Annotated in this window: 28 protein-coding genes; 18 read left to right on the forward strand and 10 right to left on the reverse strand. The window is 69.1% G+C overall.

What is annotated here, in order from left to right; all coding sequences use genetic code 11:
* The 8 genes from P6F26_RS18555 to P6F26_RS18590 all read left to right on the forward strand — a co-directional run.
* A partial coding sequence (locus P6F26_RS18555; protein WP_278030194.1) for a ribosome-binding factor A occupies window positions 1–291 on the forward strand: 291 nt, incomplete at its 5' end.
* Window positions 288–1061, forward strand: coding sequence for a phosphodiester glycosidase family protein (locus tag P6F26_RS18560; protein WP_278030195.1), 774 nt, complete (start codon window positions 288–290; stop codon window positions 1059–1061). The genes P6F26_RS18555 and P6F26_RS18560, both read left to right, overlap by 4 nt.
* Before the next feature lie 33 nt (window positions 1062–1094).
* Entirely contained in the window at window positions 1095–2000 is a 906-nt protein-coding gene (gene truB / locus P6F26_RS18565) for a tRNA pseudouridine(55) synthase TruB (protein ID WP_278030196.1), read from the forward strand.
* Window positions 2001–2119: 119 nt separating this feature from the next.
* Window positions 2120–2569 (forward strand): PepSY domain-containing protein, encoded by a 450-nt coding sequence (locus tag P6F26_RS18570; RefSeq protein WP_278030197.1) that lies wholly within the window; start codon window positions 2120–2122, stop codon window positions 2567–2569.
* Window positions 2566–3210, forward strand: a complete 645-nt coding sequence (locus tag P6F26_RS18575) for a cytochrome b/b6 domain-containing protein (protein WP_278030198.1) — start codon at window positions 2566–2568, stop codon at window positions 3208–3210. Before P6F26_RS18570 ends, P6F26_RS18575 begins: the two co-directional genes overlap by 4 nt.
* Window positions 3207–3725 carry a helix-turn-helix transcriptional regulator gene (locus tag P6F26_RS18580; protein WP_278030199.1) on the forward strand — a complete coding sequence of 173 codons (519 nt, stop codon included), beginning with the start codon at window positions 3207–3209 and terminating at the stop codon, window positions 3723–3725. The genes P6F26_RS18575 and P6F26_RS18580 overlap by 4 nt, the downstream gene beginning before the upstream one ends.
* A 39-nt stretch (window positions 3726–3764) precedes the next feature.
* Window positions 3765–4280: a DUF1643 domain-containing protein gene (locus P6F26_RS18585; protein ID WP_278030200.1), complete on the forward strand. Its 516-nt coding sequence runs from the start codon at window positions 3765–3767 to the stop codon at window positions 4278–4280.
* Window positions 4281–4312: 32 nt separating this feature from the next.
* Entirely contained in the window at window positions 4313–5206 is an 894-nt protein-coding gene (locus tag P6F26_RS18590; protein WP_278030201.1) for an alpha/beta fold hydrolase, read from the forward strand.
* A gap of 59 nt (window positions 5207–5265) precedes the next feature.
* Here the strand turns inward: P6F26_RS18590 and P6F26_RS18595 are convergent, their stop codons facing one another.
* The gene (locus P6F26_RS18595) at window positions 5266–6636 is read right to left on the reverse strand and encodes a calcium-binding protein (protein WP_278030202.1); all 1371 of its coding nucleotides are present in this window, start codon (window positions 6634–6636) and stop codon (window positions 5266–5268) included.
* A gap of 413 nt (window positions 6637–7049) precedes the next feature.
* Between P6F26_RS18595 and rpsO the strand changes: the two genes are divergently transcribed.
* Window positions 7050–7319 (forward strand): 30S ribosomal protein S15, encoded by a 270-nt coding sequence (gene rpsO, locus P6F26_RS18600; protein ID WP_278030203.1) that lies wholly within the window; start codon window positions 7050–7052, stop codon window positions 7317–7319.
* Between the two features lie 129 nt (window positions 7320–7448).
* Here rpsO and P6F26_RS18605 read toward each other — a convergent pair whose 3' ends face one another.
* Window positions 7449–7964 carry a GNAT family N-acetyltransferase gene (locus P6F26_RS18605; RefSeq protein WP_278030204.1) on the reverse strand — a complete coding sequence of 172 codons (516 nt, stop codon included), beginning with the start codon at window positions 7962–7964 and terminating at the stop codon, window positions 7449–7451.
* A 254-nt stretch (window positions 7965–8218) separates the two neighbouring features.
* On the opposite strand from P6F26_RS18605, the gene pnp reads away from it, so the two are divergent.
* The 3 genes from pnp to P6F26_RS18620 all read left to right on the forward strand — a co-directional run bounded on the left by pnp (window position 8219) and on the right by P6F26_RS18620 (window position 11974).
* Window positions 8219–10354 (forward strand): polyribonucleotide nucleotidyltransferase, encoded by a 2136-nt coding sequence (gene pnp / locus P6F26_RS18610; protein ID WP_278030205.1) that lies wholly within the window; start codon window positions 8219–8221, stop codon window positions 10352–10354.
* 206 nt (window positions 10355–10560) lie between these two features.
* Window positions 10561–11187, forward strand: a complete 627-nt coding sequence (locus P6F26_RS18615) for a L,D-transpeptidase (RefSeq protein ID WP_278030206.1) — start codon at window positions 10561–10563, stop codon at window positions 11185–11187.
* 157 nt (window positions 11188–11344) lie between these two features.
* Window positions 11345–11974, forward strand: coding sequence for a L,D-transpeptidase (locus tag P6F26_RS18620; protein WP_278030207.1), 630 nt, complete (start codon window positions 11345–11347; stop codon window positions 11972–11974).
* A gap of 124 nt (window positions 11975–12098) precedes the next feature.
* Here P6F26_RS18620 and P6F26_RS18625 read toward each other — a convergent pair whose 3' ends face one another.
* Window positions 12099–12752 (reverse strand): peroxiredoxin, encoded by a 654-nt coding sequence (locus tag P6F26_RS18625; RefSeq protein ID WP_278030208.1) that lies wholly within the window; start codon window positions 12750–12752, stop codon window positions 12099–12101.
* 238 nt (window positions 12753–12990) lie between these two features.
* On the opposite strand from P6F26_RS18625, the gene P6F26_RS18630 reads away from it, so the two are divergent.
* A complete protein-coding gene (locus P6F26_RS18630; RefSeq protein ID WP_278030209.1) occupies window positions 12991–14424 on the forward strand; it encodes an aldehyde dehydrogenase family protein in 1434 nt (477 codons plus the stop codon).
* Between the two features lie 135 nt (window positions 14425–14559).
* Here the strand turns inward: P6F26_RS18630 and P6F26_RS18635 are convergent, their stop codons facing one another.
* From P6F26_RS18635 to P6F26_RS18665, 7 genes are all read right to left on the reverse strand, one after another.
* The gene (locus P6F26_RS18635; protein ID WP_278030210.1) at window positions 14560–15210 is read right to left on the reverse strand and encodes an RluA family pseudouridine synthase; all 651 of its coding nucleotides are present in this window, start codon (window positions 15208–15210) and stop codon (window positions 14560–14562) included.
* A gap of 39 nt (window positions 15211–15249) precedes the next feature.
* Complete coding sequence (locus P6F26_RS18640) at window positions 15250–15495, reverse strand: hypothetical protein (RefSeq protein ID WP_278030211.1); 246 nt, start codon at window positions 15493–15495, stop codon at window positions 15250–15252.
* Window positions 15492–15701 carry a hypothetical protein gene (locus P6F26_RS18645; protein WP_278030212.1) on the reverse strand — a complete coding sequence of 70 codons (210 nt, stop codon included), beginning with the start codon at window positions 15699–15701 and terminating at the stop codon, window positions 15492–15494. Before P6F26_RS18645 ends, P6F26_RS18640 begins: the two co-directional genes overlap by 4 nt.
* A gap of 77 nt (window positions 15702–15778) precedes the next feature.
* Entirely contained in the window at window positions 15779–16816 is a 1038-nt protein-coding gene (tdh, locus tag P6F26_RS18650) for an L-threonine 3-dehydrogenase (protein ID WP_278030213.1), read from the reverse strand.
* The gene (locus P6F26_RS18655) at window positions 16813–18012 is read right to left on the reverse strand and encodes a glycine C-acetyltransferase (protein ID WP_278030214.1); all 1200 of its coding nucleotides are present in this window, start codon (window positions 18010–18012) and stop codon (window positions 16813–16815) included. The genes tdh and P6F26_RS18655 overlap by 4 nt, the downstream gene beginning before the upstream one ends.
* 116 nt (window positions 18013–18128) lie before the next feature.
* Window positions 18129–18773 (reverse strand): ChrR family anti-sigma-E factor, encoded by a 645-nt coding sequence (locus P6F26_RS18660; protein WP_278030215.1) that lies wholly within the window; start codon window positions 18771–18773, stop codon window positions 18129–18131.
* Between the two features lie 6 nt (window positions 18774–18779).
* Entirely contained in the window at window positions 18780–19304 is a 525-nt protein-coding gene (locus P6F26_RS18665) for a sigma-70 family RNA polymerase sigma factor (protein ID WP_278030221.1), read from the reverse strand.
* Window positions 19305–19545: 241 nt separating this feature from the next.
* On the opposite strand from P6F26_RS18665, the gene P6F26_RS18670 reads away from it, so the two are divergent.
* From P6F26_RS18670 to P6F26_RS18690, 5 genes are all read left to right on the forward strand, one after another.
* Window positions 19546–20841, forward strand: a complete 1296-nt coding sequence (locus P6F26_RS18670) for an NAD(P)/FAD-dependent oxidoreductase (protein WP_278030216.1) — start codon at window positions 19546–19548, stop codon at window positions 20839–20841.
* Window positions 20838–21602, forward strand: coding sequence for a DUF1365 domain-containing protein (locus P6F26_RS18675; protein WP_278030217.1), 765 nt, complete (start codon window positions 20838–20840; stop codon window positions 21600–21602). Before P6F26_RS18670 ends, P6F26_RS18675 begins: the two co-directional genes overlap by 4 nt.
* Before the next feature lies 1 nt (window position 21603).
* Window positions 21604–22878: an MFS transporter gene (locus P6F26_RS18680; RefSeq protein WP_278030218.1), complete on the forward strand. Its 1275-nt coding sequence runs from the start codon at window positions 21604–21606 to the stop codon at window positions 22876–22878.
* A 16-nt stretch (window positions 22879–22894) separates the two neighbouring features.
* A complete protein-coding gene (locus P6F26_RS18685) occupies window positions 22895–23632 on the forward strand; it encodes an SDR family NAD(P)-dependent oxidoreductase (RefSeq protein WP_278030219.1) in 738 nt (245 codons plus the stop codon).
* A 70-nt stretch (window positions 23633–23702) separates the two neighbouring features.
* Window positions 23703–24017, forward strand: coding sequence for a DUF3775 domain-containing protein (locus P6F26_RS18690; RefSeq protein ID WP_278030220.1), 315 nt, complete (start codon window positions 23703–23705; stop codon window positions 24015–24017).
* Window positions 24018–24052 lie beyond the last annotated feature (35 nt).

A 24052-nucleotide genomic window follows, 5' to 3' on the forward strand; every position in this document is an offset into this window, starting at 1 on the left:
GTGCGCACCTCGCCCGACCTCAAGGTGGCGACCGTCTACGTCATGCCGCTGGGCGGCGGCCACCGCGACGAGGCGATACAGGCGCTGAAGCGCAACCGCGGCGAATTGCGGCGCGCGATCATGCACGACATGACCCTGAAATACGCGCCCGACCTGCGGTTCGTGATCGACGAGACCTTCGACCGGATGGACGACACCCGCCGCCTGTTCCAGGACGCGCGCGTGCGCCGCGACGTGGAGGCCGACAGCGACCAGGACGCCGGGGACAGCGGCGGCGGGGACGGCGAATGATCCGCGGCGTCCTGCTGGCGCTGGGCCTGCTGGCGCTGCCGGGGGCCGGCACCGCAGCCTGCGAGCGCCTGACCTTCGAGGGGGCCGACTTCACCGCTTGCGAGATCGACATGCGCACCGACGACGTGCGGCTTTTCCTGCGCAACGGCGACGGCGACGTCTACGGCACGTTTTCACGCATCGAGGCCGCGCTGCCCGAAGGGCGCACGCTCGGCTTCGCGATGAACGCCGGCATGTTCCACACCGACCTCAGCCCCGTGGGCCTCTACATCGAGGACGGCGCTCAGGAGATGCGGATCGTCACGAGCGACGGGCCCGGCAATTTCGGGCTCCTGCCCAACGGGGTGCTCTGCTTCGGCGATGATCGCGCGCAGATCGTCGAAAGCAGGACCTTCGCGGCCGATCCGCCCTCCTGCCGCTTCGCCACCCAATCGGGCCCGATGCTGGTCATCGACGGCGCGCTTCACCCGCGTTTCATCGCGGACGGCACGAGCCTGAACATCCGCAACGGCGTCGGCGTGTCCGACGATGGGCGGCGCATGGTGCTGGCCATCGCGGACCAGCCCGTGAACTTCCACCGCTTCGCGCGGTTCTTCCGCGACGGGCTTGGCACGCCCGACGCGCTTTATCTCGACGGCCGCGTCTCGCGGCTTCATGCGCCCGGCATCGGGCGCTCGGATATCGGCTTTCCGCTCGGTCCGATCATCGGGACGGTGGTCGCCGATCCGCGGGCGTCCGCGCCTGTTGACGCCATGGACGCCGAGGGCTAGCACGCGGCCTTTCTCGAAGGATGGGCGAAGGGCATGGGACGCAGGCGCAAGGGACGCGACATTTCCGGCTGGGTTCTGATCGACAAGCCGGCCGGCATCACCTCGACTTCGGTGGTCAACAAGCTGCGCTGGGCGTTCGACGCGCGGAAGGCCGGCCATGCGGGCACGCTGGATCCCGACGCGACCGGGCTTCTGCCCGTGGCGCTGGGCGAGGCGACCAAGACGATCCCCTATCTCGGCGACGCGCTGAAGGGCTACGACTTCACCGTGCGCTGGGGCGTGCAGACCACGACGGACGATGCCGAGGGCGCCGCCGTCGAGACCTCGGAGCTGCGCCCCACCGATGCCGAGATCGAGGCTGCCCTCCCGGCCTTCGTCGGCGACATCCGCCAAGTGCCGCCGCAATTCTCGGCCGTGAAGGTGGACGGAGAGCGCGCCTATGATCTCGCGCGCGGCGGCGAGGCGCTGGAGCTGGAGGCGCGCGACCTCTACGTGGACGAACTGACGCTTCTGGCCCGGCCCGACGCGGACCATGCCGAGCTGCGCTTCGTGTGCGGGTCGGGCGGCTACGTCCGCTCCATCGCCCGCGACCTCGGGCGCGCGCTGGGCTGCCTGGGACATGTCACCGCGCTTCGCCGGACCTGGGTCGGCCCCTTCGACCTCGAGGAGGCGGTCGGCCTCGACGAGATCGAGCGCCTTGCAAGGACGCCCGAGATCGACGCGCTCGCGGGTCCTGTTTCGCTCGCGCTTGCCGATCTGCCCGAGCTGAAGGCCAGCGAGCAGGGGGCGGCGCGGCTCAGGAACGGCAATCCGGGCCATGTCCTGCCCGGACCGGTGGAATACGGGGAACTCGCTTGGGCCAGCCATGACGGCAAGCCTGTCGCGGTGGGACGATTCCGTGCGGGCGAGCTGCACCCCGAGCGGGTGTTCAACCTCTAAGCACGCGCTTAGACGCGCGGTTTCAACGCGGCGCGCATGGCGGCACGGGCGGCGCGGGGTCATTTCAGGGTCATTGGCCGGCGCGCTGCCGGCGTCACGACGACCTGAAAGGACAGACCATGCACCGCTTGCTCATGACCGCCGCCGCCCTCACCGCGCTGGCCGCGCCCGCCTTCGCCATGCCCGGGATCGGCGATGCCGTCGGCACGACCCTGGACGAGGCGCGCTCCGCGCTGGCGGCGCAGGGGCTGACCATGACCGAATACGACCTCGACGACGGCCGTATCGAGATCACGGCCCATGACGACGAGACCCGCGTGGAACTCTACCTGGATCCGCAGAGCGGCGCGGTGACCGGGATGGAGATCACCGCCCGCCGTGCCGCCGGCGCGCAGGCCGGGGTCGAGACGCAGGCCGCGCTCGATGCATTGGCTGCCGACGGCTGGGAAATCCTTGGCTTCGACCGCGAGGCGCGCGAGTTCGAGGTCCATGCCCGCCGCGACGGCGTCCTCTACGAGCTTCGTCTGGATCCCGCCACCGGGGCCGTCACCGAAATGGAGCGCGAATGATGGAAACCGCGGGACCGCGCCGCGCCTGGGATCCGCTGGTGCGGATCACGCATTGGGGGATCGCGGCCGTCGTCATCCTCAACGGCCTGATCCTCGAAGGGGGTGAGCAGGGTCATATCGTGGCAGGCTACGTCGCGCTGTCGCTGCTGGCGCTGCGCCTGGTCTGGGGCATCGTCGGCACGGAGGAAGCCCGGTTCGGCGCCTTCCCGCCCTCGCCGCGCGCCGCGATCGCCCATGTTCGCGAGATCGCCACGGTGACCGCGACGACGCACCGCTCGCACAACCCGCTCGGCGCGCTGATGGTCTACACGATGTGGGCCGCGCTCGCCGTGGTCATCGCCACCGGCCTCGCCATGGAGGCCGACGTCTTTCCCGAGGGCCGCGGCGACGACGCCGTCGTGGTGCCGCAGGAGGTGCAGGGCGCGCAGGTCGTGCTTGCGGACGGGGACGACGAGGACCGCGGCGAGGAGGACGGCGAAGGTGGCGGCGAGACGCTGGAGGAGGTCCATGAGGCCGCCGCCAACCTGATGTTGATGCTTGCGCTTCTGCATGTGGGCGGTGTTGTCTTCGAGATGGCGCGCGGCGACCGCGGGCTGATCCGCCGGATGACGACCGGCAGCGATGACGGGCAGAATGCATGACACGGGCCGATTATGCGTCCCCGATGCGCCGCCGGGCCTCTGTCCTGGCGGCGCTCGCCACCTTGCAGGGCGCCTGCGCCGTCTTCTTCGCGGGCGACGCGCTCGCCGACCTGCGCTTTGCCGGGGTGACGGCGCACACCGCCTTCGAGGCGCTGGTGACGGCGGCCCTCGGGATCGGAACGCTTGTGACCTTCGCCGTGATGCGCCGCACCATCGAGGCCGCGCGGCGCGCGAACGAGGCGCTGCACCTTGCGCGGGGCGCCTTCGCCGACGTGGTCGAGGCGCGCTTTTCGGCGTGGGGGCTGACGCCGTCCGAGGCCGAGGTCGCGCTGTTCACCCTGAAGGGGCTCGACGCGGCCGAGGTCGCCGAGGTGCGCGGCAGCGCGCCGGGAACGGTCCGCGCACAGCTTGCCGCGGTCTATCGCAAGTCCGGCGCCTCGAACCGCAGCCAGTTCGTCGCGCTCTTCCTCGACGAACTGATGGAGGGTCTGCCGCGCTCCGACGGCGCCGCCTGATCCCTTTCGCCCGGCGCGGAGGCGGGCCATAACGCGCCGATGATCACCCGTCACCACCTCAAGGGCGATGCGGCGAGCGTCGCCGAATACTCCGACTGCGAGCGGTATCGCTACTCGCTGACCCGCGTGTGGGATCCCGCGGGCCCGCGCGCGCTGTTCGTCATGCTGAACCCCTCCACCGCGACCGAGCTTCAGAACGACCCGACGGTGGAACGCTGCGAAAGGCGGGCGCGGGCGCTGGGCTTCGGCGCGTTTCGCGTGCTCAACATCTTCGCCTGGCGCGCGACCGACCCGCGCGACATGCGCGCCGCAGCCGATCCCGTCGGCCCCGAGAACGACCGCGCGATTCTCGACAGCCTCGATTGGGCCGACCGCGTCATTTGCGCCTGGGGCACCCACGGCGCGCATCTGGGCCGTGGCCCCGCGGTCGAAACGCTGCTCAGACAGGCGGGCGCCGAGTTGCATCATCTCGGCCTGTCGAAGGAAGGGCACCCCCGGCACCCGCTCTATATCGGGTATGCCGTTCAGCCGCAGGCGTGGCCGCCGGGGTATTGACGCGGCGGAGCGTCCGCGCGCAGGCTCCGGCCATGGCGCTAGAAGGCTTCGCACAGACGCGCATCGCGGCGAACGGCATCGGGCTATCGGTGCATCGCGGCGGCGCGGGCGCGCCCCTGATCCTGCTGCACGGATATCCGCAGACCCACATGGCGTGGGAACGGGTCGCGCCCGGCTTCGCAAGGCATTTCGACGTGATCGTGCCCGACCTTCGCGGCTACGGCGAAAGCGACGCGCCGCCCGACGACGCCGCGCACACCGTCTATTCCAAGCGCGAGATGGCGCGGGACATCGTGGGGCTCATGGATGCGCTTGGGCTGGAGCGCGCGCATGTGCTGGGTCACGACCGCGGCGCGCGGGTGGCCTATCGCATGGCACTCGACGATCCCGGCCGGGTTGGGCGCCTGGGCATCGTGGAGGTGGTGCCCACGGGCGATTTCTGGGCCGCGTGGGACGCCGATCTGGCGCTCAAGGCCTACCACTGGACCTTTCTCGCGCAGCCCTCGCCGCTGCCCGAGCGGATGATCCTGTCGGACGGGCCCGGCTACGTCGACTGGACGCTCGCGAGCTGGACGAAGGCGGGCGACCTCACGCCGTTCTCGGATGCCGCGCTTGCGTCCTACCGGGCGCAGGCCGCCGACCCGGCGCGGGTGGCGGCGATGTGCGGCGACTATCGCGCCGGAGCGCGCACCGACCGCGCGCTGGACGAGGCCGACCGCAGGGCGGGCCGCCGGATCGACGCGCCGCTGCGTTTCGTCTGGGCAGAGGGCGGTTTCCCTGCGCGCACCGGCGATCCGCTGAAGCTCTGGCGCGCATGGGCGGGGGATGTCTCGGGCCACCAGATCGCGTCTGCGGGGCATTTCGCGATGGAGGAGGCGCCGCAGGACGTCCTTGCGGCCTTCCTGCCGCATTTTCTTGCCGGCTGAGCCGCCCGCGCCCGGGCGCTAGTGCAGGATCATGCTCGGCGGCATGGGGCGGAGCTCGATCAGAGACGGGTCGAGGCCTTGGGCCCCGTCACGCGCAGGATCGTCTCGCCGTTCACGACGATGCTCGCGCCCGAGCCGTCGGCGAAGTCTACGACCGCGACGATGGGCAGGGCGGTCTCTTCGGGATCGTAGAGCACCTCGATCCGGTCCTCGCCCGGGTCGAAGTCCGTGACGAGGGCGGCGTCGTCGTCCGCGGCGGCGTAGACGCCGGTCAGGAAGCTGTCGGCGCCGGTGCCGCCCCCGACGGTGTCCCCGGCGCCGATGAGGATCGTGTCGTCGCCTCCGCCGCCGTCGATCAGGTCGCCCGCGTCCCGGTCCAGCGCGCCGAAGCCCAGGGTTCCGTGCGCGAACGTGCCGTCGATCACGTCGTCGCCGGCCCCGCCGTGAAGGGTATCTGCGCCTGGGCCGCCCTGCAGGCCGTCATCGCCCGCGCCGCCCCGGATGCTGTCGTCGCCCGCGCCGCCGAAGGCGAAATCGCCGCCCCGCCCGCCGTAGATCCGGTCGTCGCCGTCTCCGCCATCGAGGAAGTCGGCCCTGCCGCCGCCGCGCAGCGTGTCGTCCCCGTCCTCTCCGTGAAGCTCGTCGTGGCCGCCGCGCCCGCGGAGCGCGTCGTCCCCCTCGCCGCCGAAAAGCGCGTCGCCCGCCTTGCTGGCCGAGATCGCCTCGCCGCCGATGCCGCCGGTCAACGCGTCCCGCGTGTTGCCGGCGAACTGCTCCTGCATGGCCGCGCGCGCCGCGAGGGCGTCGCCTTGCGTGCCGCCGTCCAGCAGCATGTCGCGCGGCGAAAGGGGATCGGGCGCGGGGTCGGCTGTTGCGTCGGGCGGCGCGGGGGTGCCGCTCATGAAGACGTCGACATGATCCGGTGTCAGGGTCGCCGCGCCGCGCACCAGCGTGATCGGCACCGAGTTGGCCCTCACCACGGCGTCGCCCGGACAGCTGGAAAGGTCCACCGTGATGACCGGCGCCTCGTCCTCGGTGCCGTCGAAGTCGAGCATCAGCCTGTCGGTTTCGGCGTCGAAGTCGCTGACGAAGGGCAGGTCGGGCCCGTCGCCGAAGGCCGCCGTCTCGATTACCTGGTAGGCATCCGCGGGGGCGGGTGCCGCGGCCATGTCGGGGGTCGCAGGCGCATCGCCGGCATCCGCGGCCCAGCCTCCCGCAGGATCATGTTCCCATGCCTCCCCGGACTCCCACGCCTTTCCGTCGACGTGGGTCTCGCCGAAAAGAAGCTGCGCCAATCCGGTCTCCGGAAGTTCGCGCGCCTCGGCCATGCCGTCGTCGGGGATCCGGTCGTCGTCCGGCGGCGTGTCGTCGCCGGAGGTGTCCCTGCCGCTTTCGAAACCCGACAGCATCCCGCCCACGGCTGTTCCCATGAGCAGCAATCCCAGCAATCCACCCGCGGCAAGCATCGCGCGCACCCCTTCGTTCGTGAGACCTCGTCCATGGCCCCCGCCACCAGGGGCGAAGGGCTTTGCATGCCTTCTGACGATGCTCACGGGGAGGGCAGGCGGCCCCGACGCCGCCCGGCCGACTTGCCCGAGTGCGCTCAACCTGCCCGCAGACGGTTTCCCGAACCTGAACGGCCCGCGGCCGCTTGCGCCTCATTTCGTTAAAATGGCGGGGAAGGGCCCCCGTGCCGCCACCCTTGCGGCGCGGGGCTTTCCAAGCGGGCCACGATGGGCTATGGCCCCGCATCCGCGACGGGAAAAGCTGTCGCGCGGTTCCTCCACGGGCCCTGCTGGACGACATCCCGGCTTGCGCCATGACCCTTCGAAAGGAGACCCCGATGTCGATTACAGTCGAAGAAAAACAGAGACTGATGAAGGAATTCGCGACGAAGGAGGGCGACACCGGCTCTCCGGAAGTGCAGGTCGCGATCCTCACCAGCCGAATCGCCACGCTGACCGAGCACTTCAAGACCCACAAGAAGGACAACCACTCGCGCCGTGGTCTCCTGATGATGGTCGCGCAGCGCCGGAAGCTTCTGGACTACCTCAAGGCGAAGGACGAGGCGCGTTACACCGACCTCATCGGCCGTCTCGGCATCCGCCGCTGATCGCGCCGGTCGCCTGACCGCAGGATTGCGCCCGCTCGCCAGAGCGGGCGTTTTTCGTTCCGGGCGGGCGATGTTGCCTCGCCTGCCGCCCATGGTCCCGGCGAAGGGGCTGGACCCTATCCGGCGCGGTCAGGCGAAGTCGTACTGCATGAAGATGAAGTAGGGACGCGCCTCGACCGGGTCCGAACACTCCGGATAGGCGTCGATGTAGCGGAAGCCGATGCTTTCGTAGATGCGCAGCATGTCCGTGTTGCCCCGCACGGCGTTCACGAGAAGGGTCTTCCACCCCATCTCGCGCGCCGCCTGCATCCTGATGTCGACCATCTGCCGTCCGAGACCGTGGCCGGCGGCGGCAGGCCGCACGAAGAGGCGCTTGAGTTCTCCGGCATCGGGGCGGGCCTGCTGCAGGGTGCTGCATCCCACGAGCGCGCCGTCCTCGTCATGCACCAGCAAAAGCCGTCCCGTCGGGGGAAGCACCTTGTGGAGGCCGGTCCAGAAGGTCGCGGCCACCGCCTCGGGCGTGAAGTGCGAGGGGCCGCCGGCGGCGGCGAGCTTCGCAAGGACCACGGCGTAGTAGTCGCGCAGCAGCGCGTCGAGCGCCGCGCGGTCGGGCACCTCTTCGACAGACGAGATCCGGTAGCGCATTCGGGGTCCGATCGGATGGGAGCGCCGCGCTGGTCGTGGTTCTTCGGACACGCGCCTGCAGGCGGTCAAGGTCCGGTCTCTGTTCCCGAGGGCTATTTGCAAATCAAGCGAAACCCTGTATGCGCGCCCTATCTGAGACGTGACGCTTCGACCCCGGCGTTGTGCGTAGGACAGGGGTCGGCGGCAATGGGGCCGCCATAGACACGAGGCAGACCCGGCAGGGGCCGGGAGCGCTGCCCGATGGGAAACGATAGATGTTCGATATCACGAAGAAAGAGATGCAGTGGGGCGAAGAGACGCTCACGCTGGAGACGGGCCGTGTGGCACGTCAGGCCGACGGTTCCGTCATCGCGACGCTGGGCGAGACCAGCGTCATGGCGAACGTGACCTTCGCCAAGGAACCGAAGCCGGGACAGGACTTCTTCCCGCTGACGGTCCACTACCAGGAAAAATACTATGCCGCCGGCAAGGTGCCCGGGGGCTTCTTCAAGCGCGAGGCGCGCCCGACCGAGAAGGAGACGCTGACCGCGCGCCTGATCGACCGGCCGATCCGCCCGCTTTTCGTTCCGGGCTTCAAGCATGAAGTCCTGGTGATGTGCACGGTGCTCAGCCACGATCTGGTCAACGATCCCGACATCGTGGCGATGATCGCGGCCTCGGCCGCGCTGACCATCTCGGGCGCGCCCTTCATGGGGCCGATCGCGGGTTGCCGCGTGGGCTACGAGGACGGCGAATATGTCCTGAACCCGACCGTCGACGACATGCAGGGGCTGCGCAACAACCCCGACCAGCGTCTCGACCTCGTGGTGGCGGGCACCAAGGACGCGGTCATGATGGTCGAGTCCGAGGCCTACGAACTGACCGAAGCCGAGATGCTGGGCGCCGTCACCTTCGCGCACGAGCAGATCCAGCCGGTCATCGACCTGATCGTGTCGCTCGCCGAGGACGCGGCCAAGGAGCCCTTCGACTTCACGCCCCCCGATTACTCGGAGCTCTACGAGGCGGTGAAGGCCGCGGGCGAGACGCAGATGCGCGAAGCCTATGCGATCCTCGACAAGCAGCAGCGCCAGAACGCGGTCGCCGCGGCCAAGGACGCGATCAAGGCCACCCTCGGTGCAGAGCAGCTCGAGGATCCGAACCTCGGCGCGGCGCTGAAGAAGCTCGAGTCGACCGTGCTGCGGTCGGACGTCGTCAAGAACGGCCGCCGCATCGACGGGCGCGCGCTCGACCAGGTTCGCGCCATCGACAGCCAGACCTCGGTCCTGCCGCGGACGCATGGCTCGGCCCTGTTCACGCGCGGCGAGACGCAGGCGCTGGTCGTCACGACGCTCGGCACGGGCGACGACGAGCAGATCATCGACGCGCTGCACGGGAACTTCCGTTCGAACTTCCTGCTGCACTACAACTTCCCGCCCTACTCGGTCGGCGAAGCGGGGCGCGTCGGTCCTCCGGGACGCCGCGAGATCGGCCACGGCAAGCTTGCATGGCGCGCGCTTCAGGCGGTCCTGCCGGCCCCGACGGACTTCCCCTACACGATCCGCGTCGTGTCGGAGATCACCGAGTCCAACGGCTCGTCCTCTATGGCGTCGGTCTGCGGCGGGTCGCTGTCCATGATGGACGCGGGCGTTCCGCTGAAGGCCCCCGTCGCGGGCGTCGCCATGGGCCTCGTGCTCGAGGATGACGGCTCCTACGGCATCCTGACCGACATCCTCGGCGACGAGGACCACCTCGGCGACATGGACTTCAAGGTCGCGGGCACCGAGAACGGGATCACCTCGCTGCAGATGGACATCAAGGTCGCGGGCATCACGCCCGAGATCATGGAAAAGGCCCTCGCCCAGGCGAAGGCCGGCCGGATGCACATCCTGGCCGAGATGGCCAAGGCGCTTACCGCGCCCGGCGAGTTCTCGATCCACGCGCCGCGAATCGAGACGATGCAGATCCCGACCGACAAGATCCGTGAAGTGATCGGGTCGGGCGGCAAGGTGATCCGCGAGATCGTGGAGGTCTCGGGCGCCAAGGTCGACATCAACGACGAGGGCATCATCAAGATCGCATCGCCGAACGCCGATGCGATCCAGAAGGCCTACGACATGATCTATTCGATCGTGGCCGAGCCCGAGGAAGGCAAGATCTACAAGGGCAAGGTCGTGAAGATCGTCGATTTCGGCGCCTTCGTGAACTTCTTCGGCAAGCGTGACGGGCTGGTGCATGTCAGCCAGATCGAAAGCCGCCGCCTGAACCATCCCTCGGACGTGCTCAAGGAAGGCCAGGAGGTCTATGTGAAGCTTCTGGGCTTCGACGATCGCGGCAAGGTCCGGCTCGCCATGAAGATGGTGGACCAGGAAACCGGCGAGGAGCTTTCGAAGGAAGCCGAAGCGGCCGACTGACAGGCCGCCTCGGCGACCCGACGACAACGGGAACCCCGGCCGGTTGGCCGGGGTTTCCGCTTTCCGGGCGGCAGCCAATGATCCGCGTCATGACGCGGATTTGAACGTCCGGAGCGGCATACCGTCTTGCAACAGCGCGTTTGCGGGCGGATGTCGTTGGGATACACGCCCGCAATGACAGACCGACCGAACTGGAGTGCGCAGCCATGCTGACCCGCCGACATTTCATCCTTACCAGCGCCACGGCGTTTTCCGGAGCCATCGCGCTTCCGGCGGCCGCGCAGGACCGGGTGGATTTCGACACCACGGTCGAGCGCCCCGATCCCGACCCCTTCGCCAACAACCCCTGGGGCCTGCATCCGCGCTTCATGCCGACGCGTGTCGAACATCGCGCGGGCCTGGCGCCGGGCGATGTCCATGTCGATGCGGTGGCCAAGTATCTCTATCACATCGGCGACGACGGAACCGCGATGCGGTTCGGCGTCGCCATCGGGCGCGCCGACCTCTACGAGGCCGGTGTCTTCACCATCCGGCGCAAGGCGGAATGGCCGTCCTGGACGCCGACCGCGAACATGATCGAGCGCGAGCCCGACGTCTACGGACCCTTCGCCGACGGGATGCCGGGCGGGCCGGAGAACCCGCTGGGCGCGCGTGCGCTCTATCTCTACGAAGGCGGGCGCGACACCTACCTGCGCATCCACGGAACGCCGCAGCCCTGGTCGATCGGAACCTCGGCCTCGTCGGGCTGCGTGCGGATGGTCAACGCGCACATCATGGACATGTACGACCGCATCGAGCTTGGGGCGACGGCGCATCTCTATCCGCCGGTCTGAGGCCAAAGGGGCGTCCGTCGCGTGAAACGGAGGCCTTTTTCGCGCTTTCGCGGGCCACGCAGGCGTCATTGAGACTTGTTCACAGGCCTTCGGTCGGGAAAGATCGTGTGCGGGCGCCTGCCGCCCGTCAGGATTTCCAGTGCCAAGGGCGAACACGATGCTTACCCGCCGCCATTTCATCATCACGTCGGCCGCGCTTTTCTCGGCCCCGCTTGCCACGGCCGCCGCGGCGCAGGACGCCGTGGACTTCGACTTCGACGCCTCCGTGGTCCGCCACGAACGTGCGGGCCGGAATCCGTGGGGCTTGCACTCGCGCTTCATGCCGACGCGCGTGGCGGTCCGCGAGGGGCTGCGCGCCGGCGACATTCACGTCGATCCGGTCGCCAAGTATCTCTACCACCTCGGCAACGACGGCACGGCGATGCGATACGGCGTGGCCGTCGGCCGCTCGGGGATGCAGAGCCCGGGAACCTTCACGATCCGCCGAAAGGAGGAATGGCCCTCCTGGACGCCGACGGCGAACATGATCCGCCGCGAGCCCGAGGTCTACGGTCCCTTCGCCGGCGGAATGCCCGGCGGCCCGGAAAACCCGCTGGGCGCGCGGGCGCTCTACCTCTACCGCGGCGGCGCCGACAGCTACCTGCGCATCCACGGCACGCCGCAGCCATGGTCGATCGGCACCTCGGCGTCCTCGGGCTGCGTGCGGCTGGTGAACGATCATGTCATGCAGCTCTACGAGGCGGTCCCGCTGGGCACGCGCGTCATCCTGCATTCGCCCTGGCGCTGAGGGCCTGCGCTGGCGGCGACCCATGACGTCGCCGCCACCGCGCCGCTGCGGTCACACGCTCCTCGCCCCGAACAAAAAAGCCCCGGCGCTGGCCGGGGCTTTTTCTGTTGCCGCACGTCCTGAATCACGCCGGCATCTTCGTCGTGCGCAGATAGGGCAGTTTCGCGTCGAATTCGCCGAACTTCTCCTTCGCCGCAGCGTCGTCGAGGCTGAGCGCCACGATCACGTCCTGTCCGTGGACCCAGTTGGCGGGCGTCGCGATGGGAGCGCCGTAGGTCGCCTGCAGCGCGTCGAGCGCGCGAAGAACCTCGGCGAAGTTGCGGCCGACCGACATGGGGTAGGTCATCATCAGCTGCACCTTCCGGTTCGGCGCGACGATGAACACGACCCGGACGGAGGCGCTGTCGGCGGCGGTGCGGCCGTCGGGCAGGTAGGCGTCGGCGGGCAGCATGTCGAGCGCCTTGGAGACCTCGAGGCCGTCATCGGCAATGATCGGGAAACCCGCCTTCGCGCCGGCGAAGCTTTCGATGTCGGCCTTCCACTTCACATGCTCGTCCACCGGATCGACGGAAAGGCCGATCACCTTGGTGTTCCGCTTCGCCCATTCGTCTGCGAGCTGGGCCACCGCCCCGAACTCGGTCGTGCAGACGGGCGTGAAGTCCTTGGGGTGGGAAAACAGGATCATCCAGCCGTCGCCGATGAAGTCGTGCAGCTTGAACGTGCCCTGATCCGTCCGAACCTCGAGGTTCGGGATCTCTTCGTTGATGCGCAGTCCCATTGGCGGTCTCCTGTGGTCGATTGCACTTTCGGCCCTCAGATGGGGTCCGCACGCGCATGGTTCACGCCTCCGCGCGCAGAAAAGGCGAGGCATTCCGACGCGGTGCGGCATCAGGGAGGCCCGTTCGCATCGAACGCTAAGCAACGGACGCGCGTTCATGCCCGGAGCGCCTGTCCGGCCCCGCCTTGCGGCGGGCCGCACGCAGTGACACGCTCGAGGCCAAGCCATGGAGACGAACATGCCCAAGAGCACCGATTTCTACATCAACGGCCAGTGGATGGCCCCGATCCGGCCGCACGATTTCCCGGTCGTCGATCCCTCGACCGAAGAGGTCTGCGCGACGATCTCCCTCGGCGAGGCGGAGGACACCGAGGCCGCGGTCGCCGCCGCGAACCAGGCCTTCGCCGGCTGGGCCGCGACCCCGCCCGCCGACCGGATCGCGGCGGTCGAACGGCTGCTCGAGGTCTACAACGCGCGCGCCGAGGACATGGCGCGGGCGATCTCGAAGGAGATGGGTGCGCCGATCGACCTCGCCCGCGCGCAGCAGGTGGGCGCGGGAAGCTGGCACATCGAGGGCTTCCTGCGCGCCGCCCGCGGCTTCGCATGGGAGCACCCGCTGGGCGACTGGGCGCCGGGCGAACGCATCCTGCACGAGCCCATCGGCGTCTGCGCGCTGATCACGCCTTGGAACTGGCCGATGAACCAGATCACGCTGAAGGTGGTGCCCGCGCTGCTTGCCGGGTGCACGATGGTTCTGAAGCCTTCGGAGATCGCGCCGCTCTCGGGGCTTCTCTTCGCCGAGATCGTGGACGAGGCGGGCATCCCGGCGGGCGTCTTCAACCTTGTGAACGGCGACGGGGCGGGCGTTGGAAGCCGCCTGTCTGCGCATCCCGATATCGACATGGTGAGTTTCACGGGCTCCACCCGCGCCGGGCGCGAGATCACGAAGGCGGCCGCGGACACCATCAAGCGCGTGAGCCTCGAGCTGGGCGGCAAGGGGGCGAACATCATCTTCGCTGATGCCGACGCGAAGGCGGTCAAGTCGGGGACGATCCGGTGTTTCCGCAACACGGGCCAGAGCTGCAACGCTCCGACCCGGATGCTGGTGGAGCGCGCCCGCTACGACGAAGCCGTCGAGCAGGCCGCGGCCGCGGCCGAGGGCGTGACGGTGGGACCCGCCGACGAGGAGGGCCGTCACATCGGCCCCGCCGTGAGCGAGGCGCAGTTCGAAAAGATCCAGGGCCTGATCCAGTCGGGCATCGACGAGGGCGCGCGCCTCGTCGCCGGCGGAACCGGGCGGCCGGGGCACCTGAACCGGGGCTACTATGTCAGGCCCACGGTCTTCGCCGACGTGACGCCCGAGATGACGATCTACCGCGAGGAAATCTTCGGGCCGGTTCTGTCCATCCTGCCCTTCGAGGACGAGGATCACGCCGTGAGCCTTGCAAACGGGACCGAATACGGGCTGACGAACTACGTCCAGACCGGCGATCCCGAACGCCTGCGCCGCGTGGCGCACCGGCTGCGGTCGGGGATGGTCGAGGGCAATGGGACGGGCTTTGGCCAGGGATCGCCGTTCGGCGGCTACAAGCAATCGGGCAACGGCCGCGAGGGCGGCGTCTGGGGCCTGCAGGAGTTCATGGAAGTGAAGGCGGTGTCCGGCTGGGAGTGAGCGTGCGCGCGCGCCCTCGGGCCCCCGTGCCGGGAGCCGCTCGGCCGCGCGCCCGGGGGCGCTGCCCCCGGCGCCGCTGCGCGGCGCTCCCCCGGAGTTTTCGGCAAGGATGAAGCCGGGCCGGACGGGTCGGAATCAGAAAGGGACGGGGGCGCGGAAGAGCATTCCGATGCCGCCGTCGGGATGGCGGAGCCGGAGGCTTTCGGCGTGGAGCATGAGGCGCGGGAAGTCGCGCGCCGGGCCCGTCGCGTAGAACGGATCGCCGAGGATCGGGTGTCCGATCTCCTTCATGTGCACGCGCAGCTGGTGCGACCGGCCGGTCAGAGGATGCAGGCGCACGCGTGTGGTGCCGTCCTCGGTCCGCATCACGCGCCAGTCGGTCGTCGCGGGTTTTCCGGTCTCGAAGTTCACATGCTGGAGCGGACGGTTGGGCCAGTCGACGATCAGGGGGAGGTCGACGGTGCCGGTCCTGCCGGTCATCTCGCCCCAGACGCGGGCCTGGTAGGTCTTTCTGACGTGGCGGCGTTCGAACTGGAGGCCCAGGTGGCGCTGCGCGGCGGGCGAGAGGGCGAAGACCATGACGCCCGAGGTGTCCATGTCGAGCCTGTGCACGAGGAGCGCTTGCGGGAAGGCCGCCTGCACGCGGGCGAGAAGGCAGTCCGCGAGATGCGCGCCCTTGCCCGGCACCGACAGCAGGCCCGCAGGCTTGTTCACAAGAAGGATCTCGTGGTCGGCGTGGATCACGTCGAGGGGCGTGTCGGGGGGGCGGTAATGGAGGTTTGCCATCCCGCCCATCTAGATCGGCCGCGCGCCGGGTGAAAGAGGTCAGGCTGCGGGCAGCGCCACCTGCATGAAGATCATCGCGGCCAGCACGAAGCCGAGGAAAAGGAGCGTACTGCGATCGCGCCGGTCGCCGGGATCGCGGAGCCAGCGGGCGAGTTGCGGCGCGAAGCCTCCGCCGCCGTCGCGCGCCCGCTGTCTGAGGGTCGTGAGCGTTCGCAGCATCAACGCGGCCCAGGCGGCGAAGACGAGTGCCAGGAGGACGAGGCGGATGATCGTGGGGGTGGTCATTGGCCGTGATCCCTCGATTGCAGGAGGCGGCGGGCGGACCAGACCGCCGACCCGCCGAAGAAGGCGCCGCCGATGATGGCGATCTCGAGCGAGGCGATGCCGCCGATGCCGTTCGTCGCATAGGCCCCCGCCAGGAGCGCGAGGCCTCCGAGGCTGATGGCGAGGCGAAGCTTCAGTTCCGATCGGCTCGGGCCGTGAATGGACATGGGACATGCGTTCCGGGGCTGCGTCGGAGGCGACAATAGTGGATCGCGCGGCCCGGGTCGAAGGGCAATTCGCCGCCTCAGGCCCAGTCCAGCACGACCTTGCCCGACCGTCCCGAGAGCATCGCGTCGAACCCCACCCTGTAGTCCGCGGCCTTGAAGCGGTGGGTGATGACGCGGCGGACGTCGAGCCCGTTCTGGAGCATCGCGATCATCTTGTACCATGTCTCGAAGATCTCGCGGCCGTAGACGCCCTTGATCGTGATGGCCTTGAAGACGATGCGGGACCAGTCGACCGGGGACTTGCCGGGCGGAATGCCCAGAAGCGCGATGCGGCCGCCCATGACGAGGTGGTCCACCATCTGGTCGAGCGCGGACTGGTTGCCCGACATCTCGAGGCCGATGTCGAAACCCTGCGCCATGCCGAGCTCGCGGATGACGTCCTTCAGGTCCTCGCGGGTGACGTCGACGGGGCGCACGTCGGCCACCTGTCCGGCCAGGGCGAGGCGGTCGGCGTTCACGTCGGTGATGACGACATGGCGCGCGCCGGCGTGTCGCGCGACCGCGGCGGCCATGATGCCGATGGGGCCCGCGCCGGTCACGAGCACGTCCTCGCCCAGAAGATCGAAGGACAGCGCCGTGTGCACCGCGTTGCCGAGCGGGTCGAGAATGGCGCCGATCTCGTCGTCCACGTCGTCGGGAAGCGGCACCACGTTGAAGGCGGGCAGGCGCAGGTAGTCCGCGAAGGCGCCGTCGACGTTCACGCCGATGCCGCGCGTCTCGGGGTCGAGGTGGAACTTGCCCGCGCGCGACTGGCGCGAGGTCTTGCCGATGAGGTGGCCCTCGCCAGAACAGCGCTGCCCGAGCGTCAGGCCCTCGACGTTGCGGCCGATCTCGACGATCTCGCCGGCGAACTCGTGACCTGTGACGAGCGGCACGGGCACCGTCCGCGCGGCCCAGTCGTCCCAGGTCCAGATGTGGATGTCGGTCCCGCAGATGCCGGTCTTCCTCACCCGGATCAGCACGTCGTCCGGTCCGATCTCCGGCACCGGCCGGGTCTGCATCTGGAGGCCCGTGACCGGGGCGGCCTTCACCAGCGCGCGCATCTCGTTGGTCATGCAAGAACTCCGGTGTCGCGACCTGCCGCTGCGAAGGCCTCGAGCGCACGGTCGAGGTCGTCGCGGCCCAGCGCCGCGTTCATCTGGGTGCGGATGCGGGCGCGTCCCCGCGGCACGACGGGAAAGAAGAAGCCCGCGACGTAGACGCCGCGCGCATGAAGCGCGGCCGCCATATCCTGCGCGAGGCGCGCCTCGCCCAGCATGACCGGAATGATGGGATGCTCGCCCGGCAGGAGGTCGAAGCCGAGGTCCGTCAGGCCGGCGCGCCAGTACGCCGCGTTGTCGAAGAGGGCGCGGCGCAGGCCTTCGTCCTCCTCGACCAGGTCTATCGCGGCGATGCCCGCGGCGCAGACCGCCGGCGGCAGGGCGTTGGAAAAGAGATACGGCCGCGCGCGCTGGCGCAGGAGGTCGATCACCGGCTGGGGACCCGCGACGTAGCCGCCGATCGCCCCGCCAAGCGCCTTGCCAAGCGTGCCCGTGAGGATGTGCACGCCGCGCTCGACGGCGAAATGGTGGGGCGTGCCACGCCCGCCCGGCCCCATGAACCCGGTGGCGTGGCAGTCATCGACCATGACGACGGCGTCGTAACGCTCTGCGAGGGCGGTGATCTCGGGCAGCGGCGCGAGGTAGCCGTCCATGGAGAACACGCCGTCGGTCGCGATCATGATCGTCCGCGCCCCGGCCTCGCGCGCCTCGGTAAGGCGGGCCTCGAGGTCTTTCATGTCGGCATTCGCGTAGCGGTAGCGCTTCGCCTTGCACAGCCGGATGCCGTCGATGATCGAGGCGTGGTTGAGCGCATCGGACACCACGGCGTCCTCGGGGCCCAGAAGCGGCTCGAACAGGCCGCCGTTGGCGTCGAAGCATGCGGCGAAGAGAATCGCGTCGTCATGGCCGAGATAGCTTGCCAGACGCCCCTCCAGCGCGCGGTGCAGGTCCTGCGTTCCGCAGATGAAGCGGACGCTCGCCATGCCGTAGCCGTGGTCGTCCATCGCCCGTTTGGCGGCGTCGATCAGCGCGGGATGATCCGCCAGGCCAAGGTAGTTGTTCGCGCACAGGTTGAGCATGTCCCGGCCATCCGGCGCGACGGCGACATGGCCGCCCTGCGGCGAGAAGATGGGGCGCTCGGTCTTCCAGAGCCCCTCGGCGCGGATGTCGTCGAGCGTCTCGGCCACGCGGTTGAGGAATGTTTCGGGCATCGTGCCTCCCCTGTCATTGGGGGGATTATAAACACGAGAACGGGGCGAGGCGCATCACCGAGGATGATGCGCCCGGAAAGATCGCGCCCCCGCCCGGGCCGCCGCGATTCCGGATGTCAGATGCCGATGAAGCGCTGTGCGATGCGCGGCAGCCACCCCTTGAAGCGCAGCCGCGAGTCGGTCGCGACGAGGCAGATGCAGTCCTCGCCCGGTTCGGCGACCGGCATGTGGTCGAGATCCTCGTCCGCGAATTCGACGTCGCCGCGCGAAAACCGCTTGTCGCCGTCGCTGTAGGCGCCCTTCAGGACCAGCGTCAGTTCCATGCCGCCGTGCCCGTGCTCGGGCATCGCCTGCCCGGCCGGAATGAACAGCAGGCGCGCGCTGGCGCCGTCGTCGGATTGCAGCACGCACTGCTTCGCGCCCATGCCAAGGCCGCGCCACTTCACGGCGTCCTCGTCGCCGCCGACGACCTTGCGAAGCGGTTCGGGGAAGATGCCGCGCGACACCTCAGGCCTTGCCGCGCGCCGGGGTTCCCCCGAGATGCGCGCCAGCGTTCGTTCGAGGCTGTCCTCGGCGATCCGCGCCTCTTCGAGATCGGACAGCACGACGCCGCCCAGTTCCTCGTAACCGGCGAGCCGGGCGCGGGCATCATCGCTGAGCGAGACGTGCGTCGCGACGACGAGGTCGAAAGCCGGCGGCAAGGATCCGGCGGCATACCCCATCAGGAGGTCGTCGGGGATGTGGTGGGTGATCCCGGTCATGTCTTCTCAACTCATTGCGTGACGCAATCTTTCCAGAGCCAACCTAATCCGGGACTTGATCGTGCCAAGTGGCAATCCAGTCTCGGCGGCGATTTCGCTGTGAGTCAAATCGCCAAAATAGGCGCGCTCTATCAGATTGCGCTGTTTTTCTGGGAGCTGACGGATCGCTTCCGCCAGCCGTTCGGTTTCCTGTTGCAGGGCCATCACGTCGGCCTGGTCGGGTTCGTGCTCGGGGCCCCAGGGCAGGTCCTCGGGTTCGGGACGCGCCTGGCGACGCAGAAGATCGATCTTGCGGTTCCGGGCGATGGTGAAGATCCAGGTGGCCACGGAGGCGCGCGAGGGGTCATAGAGATGCGCCTTGCGCCAGAGCGTCGCCATGACGTCCTGCATGCATTCCTCGGCGAGGCTCTCGTTCGCGCCGGACTTGATCAGGAAGCCTTTGACGCGCGGCGCGAAATACCGGAACAGGAGGGCGAAGGCCTCCTGGTCCTCGTCCTTTGCGATTGCCGCGACGCAGGCAACCCAGTGCATTTCGGTATGGTCGTCAGCTGTCAACTTACCATCACGCCCTGCCGGCCAGCCCGCCGCTCCGGCCAGGGGAGGCGGCAGAGCGTCGGCCAGTTCAACCTTTTCAGCGTGCTCGTTCGACATCAGCATAAGTCCGATACGCACCTTCCGTAAGTGTGGATCACATTTTTTTTGTTTGATCTGGGGTGGCTTGCAGCCCGTAACACTGCCAAGCAAAGCGCTGAGCAATCCGAGGGAAAATCTGGTGCCATTCGAGACTACGGCCGCCGTGCCGCGCCGCATCGCCGTGATCGGTGCGGGTATTTCGGGGATGGGCGCCGCCTATCACCTTGCGCAATCCCATGCCGTCACGCTGTTCGAGGCGGAGCCGCGCCTTGGCGGGCACGCACGCACGATCGTGGCCGGGCGGAACGGCGATCAGCCGGTCGATACCGGGTTCATCGTGTTCAACTACGTGAATTATCCGCACCTTGCGCGGCTGTTCGCCGAGCTCGACGTGCCGGTGGCCAAGTCGGACATGAGCTTCGCCGCCTCCATCGACGGCGGCCGGATCGAATACGGCCTCAAGAGCCTGAACGCGCTCTTCGCGCAGAAGCGCAACCTCGCGCGGCCCGGCTTTCTTCGGATGGTGCGCGACCTCATGCGGTTCAACGCCGCCGCCGAGCAGCTGGCGACGGACCCTGCGATCACGATCGGCCAGCTCATGGACCAGATGGAAATGGGGGCCTGGTTCCGCGACTATTACCTGACGCCGATCTCGGGGGCGATCTGGTCCACGCCCAAGGAGGAGATCATGGATTTCCCCGCGCAGGCGCTCGTCCGGTTCTTCCGAAACCATCACCTGCTTCAGGCGACGGGACAGCACCAGTGGTGGACGGTCCAGGGCGGCTCCGTCCAGTACGTCAACCGGCTGGAGACGGCGATGCGCGGGCGCGGTGTCGACGTCCGCCTCGGCGCGGCGGTGGACGCGGTGCGCCGGCTGCCCGGCGGGGTCGAGGTGATCCACGCCGGCAGCCCCGAACCCTTCGACGAGGTGGTCTTCGCCACGCATTCCGACGACACGCTCAGGATGCTGGCGGATCCCACGCCGGTCGAGGCCGCGGCGCTTGGGGCCGTTCGCTACCAGCCGAACGAGGCGGTTCTTCACTCGGACGCCTCCGCGATGCCGAAGCGCCGCGTCACATGGTCGAGCTGGAACTACACCGAACGCAAGGGGCACGAGGGCGGGCCGATCGACCTGACCTACTGGATGAACTCGCTGCAGCCGATCCCGCAGGACGACCCGCTTTTCGTCACGCTGAACACGCGCGCGCCGATCGACGAGCGGCTGATCCATGACGTGAACACCTTCCGCCATCCCGTCTACGACCTTGCGGCGCTGGCCGCGCAGGATACCATCCGGGGCATCAACGGCGCGAACGCCACCTGGTTCTGCGGGGCATGGATGAAGAACGGGTTCCACGAGGACGGCTACGCCAGCGCCATCGACGTCGTGGACGCGATCACGGCGCGCGATGCGGAGGCCCCCGTCGCCGCATGACCGCCCGCGTCGACCATATCGCGGGCGAGACGTTCCACGGACGCCGTGGCGCGGTCGAGAACGCCTTCAGATACGGCATCGACTACGTCATGCTGGACGCCGAGGCGGAGGCGCCGTGCGCGCCGCTCGGCTTCGGGCGCAACCGTGCGGGGTTCCTCTCGCTCTGGGACCGCGACCACGGCGGGGTCCCGAAAGACGGGCGCGGCGCAGCCTGGGCCCGCGAGGTGCTGGCGGCGCACGGGCTTTCGGAGGTCACCGGCGGGACGCTGGTCCTGCTCGCGCAGCCGCGCACGCTTGGACACGTCTTCAATCCGGTCAGCTTCTGGCTCGCCCATGACCCCGATGGACAGCTGCGCGCGGTGATCGCCGAGGTCTCGAACACCTTCGGCGACCGCCATTCCTATCTCTGCGCGCACGAGGACCGGCGCCCGATCATGCGCGAAGACAGGCTGACGGCCGAAAAGGTCTTCCACGTCTCGCCGTTCCAGCCGATCGAGGGCGGCTACACGTTCCGGTTCGACATCCGCAAGGACCGCGTGGGGATCTGGATCGACTACGCCGCCGGCAACGAGCGGCTTCATGCGACGCTCACCGGGCGGCGGCGCCGCCTGACCGGCGCGGGCATCCTGCGCGCAGCCCTTCGCCGCCCGCTCGGCGCGCGGCGCGTCTTCGCGCTGATCCATTGGCAGGCGCTCAAGCTGTGGTGGAAGGGCGCGCCCTACCGGACCCGCCCCGAGCCTCCCGGCCACGAGGTTTCCTGACATGGCGGATGCCGGAGCGCCCCCCGGCCGCGAACCGCGGGCGGTCAGCCTTCCGGGCTACGCCGTCTTCGCCGCGATGCTTTCGGCGGCGGGCCTGCCGATCTACATCCACGCCCCCGCCCATTACGCCGCGAACTACGGTGTCGGCCTGACGGCGCTGGCGGGGATCCTGTTCGTCCTGCGCCTGCTCGACGTGGTGCAGGATCCCGCGCTGGGCTGGCTCGCCGCGCGGCTGAGGGCGCGGCGGGGGACCGCGGTGACGGCGGGCGTCGTCCTGCTGGCCGCGTCGATGCTGGGGCTTTTCGCGGTCACGCCGCCAGTGGCGCCGGGCCTGTGGTTCGCGCTGACGATGACGGGGCTCTTCTCGGCGTTCTCCTTCCTGACGATCGCGATGTACGCCGAGGGCGTCACGTCGGCCGGACGTTTGGGCCGCGGCAGCCACCTGCGCCTTGCCGGCTGGCGCGAGACGGGGGCGCTTCTGGGCGTCTGCGCGGCGGCGGTCGCGCCTACTCTGCTCGGGGACAGCGGCGCCCCCTATGCCTGGTTCGCGCTGGGCTTCGCGGCCCTGTGCCTTGTCGCGCTGATCCTGATGCGCGGGCAATGGGGCCACGCCGGCGGCCTCGCGCCGTCTGGCTTCGGGGCCGTCTTGTCCGATCCGGTCTCGCGCAGGCTCCTGCTCATCGCGCTCATGAACGCGGCCCCGGTGGCGGTCTCCTCGACGCTGTTCCTGTTCTACGTTGAAAGCGTTCTGGCCGCCCGCGGCTGGGAGGGTCCGCTTCTGGTCCTGTTCTTCCTCGCCGCGGCGGCCTCGGCGCCGGCGTGGTCGCGCCTTGCCGCGCGCTTCGGCGAGCGGCAGATGCTGCTGGCCGCGATGGCGCTGGCCGTGGCCAGCTTCTCGGTCGTGCTGGCGCTGGAGGCGGGTCAGGTCGCGGCCTTCGCCGCCGTCTGCCTCGTCTCGGGCGCCGCGCTCGGCGCGGATTTCGCGATCCTGCCCGCCCTCTTCGCGCGCCGGATGGAGCGAGTGGCGCCCGAGGCCGCGGCGGGCTTCGGATTGTGGGCCTTCGTGCAGAAGGCCGCACTCGCCTTCGCCGCCGTCGTCCTGCTGCCCGCGCTCGACGCCGCAGGCTTCTCGGCGGCGGCGGGACCCGCGAACCCGTCTGGCGCGTTGGATATGCTGACCTACCTCTATGCGCTCGTGCCCTGCGTCCTGAAGCTGGGCGCGATGGCGCTTCTGGCGGCGACGCCGCTGCCGGCGACCGCAACTGCAACTGCCTGATCCGAGGGGACTTCCGATGCGCGAATGGAGCGGAAAACGCTATTGGCTCGTGGGGGCGTCCGAAGGACTGGGCCGCGAGCTGGCGATGAAGATGAGCCGGGCGGGCGTCGAGGTGGTCGTCTCGGCCCGTTCGGAGGAGCGCTTGCAGAACCTCGTGGCCGAGCTTCCCGGACGGGCGACCTACGTTCCGGTGGACATCGCCGACCGCGCGAGCGTCGAGGCAGCGGCGAAGGAGGTCGGCCGGATCGACGGCGTCGTGTTCCTCGCGGGGATCGCGACGCTGATCCGCACGCAGGAGTGGGACACGGACCGTGTCGAACAGATGCTGGACGTCAACCTGATCGGCGCGGCGCGCGTGATCGGGCAGGTCATCGGCCCGATGGTGGAACGCGACGCGGGGCACATCGTGCTGATCGGCTCGCTGTCCGCCTACCGGGGCCTTCCCGGCTCGATCGGATATTCGACGTCCAAGGCCGGTCTCATGGCGCTGGCAGAGGCGATGCACGGCGACCTGCGCCACACGGCACTCCGGGTGCAGCTTGCCAATCCCGGCTACATCGACACGCGGATGCAGGACGACAACCCGCATTCCAAGCCCTTCATGATGTCGCCCGAGGAGGCCGCAGGAAAGGTGTTCGACCACATGAACACCGATGCGTTCCACAAGGCCTTCCCCTTCGCCTTCGGCCTCCTGTTCCGCCTGTCGCGGTTTCTTCCGACCGGGATCTACGAATGGATCTTCTTCCGCCGCTGACTTGACGTCGATCAAGGACGCGCGCCGGGCGCGGCGGTCATCTGGGCGCCGGGAAAACAGGGAGCCTGACATGGAAATCGCGACGCGCAAGGTGGCGCAGGTGGTCCTGATGGGCCACGAGATCGACCGGGCGGAGGGCGAGCTTCGCGCCTTCATCGACGGGCTGAACGAGGACGAGGCGGCCGAACTCGTGGCGCTGTTCTGGATCGGGCGCGGGGCGTTCGAGGCCGAGGACTGGGACGAGGCGCTGCGCACCGCGCGGGCCGAGGCGACGACGCCGACGGCGGACTACCTTCTGGGCAGCCCGCATTTCGCCGACCACCTCGAGGCGGGCGCCGAGGCCATGGGCCTCGACATCGCGGACGAGGAGGAAGACCTCCTTTGAGAGGCCCGAAGGTGCGCGGGCATGGCCCGCGCGCG

The sequence above is a fragment of the Roseicyclus salinarum genome, from assembly GCF_029624655.1.
Classification (GTDB): domain Bacteria; phylum Pseudomonadota; class Alphaproteobacteria; order Rhodobacterales; family Rhodobacteraceae; genus Roseibacterium; species Roseibacterium salinarum.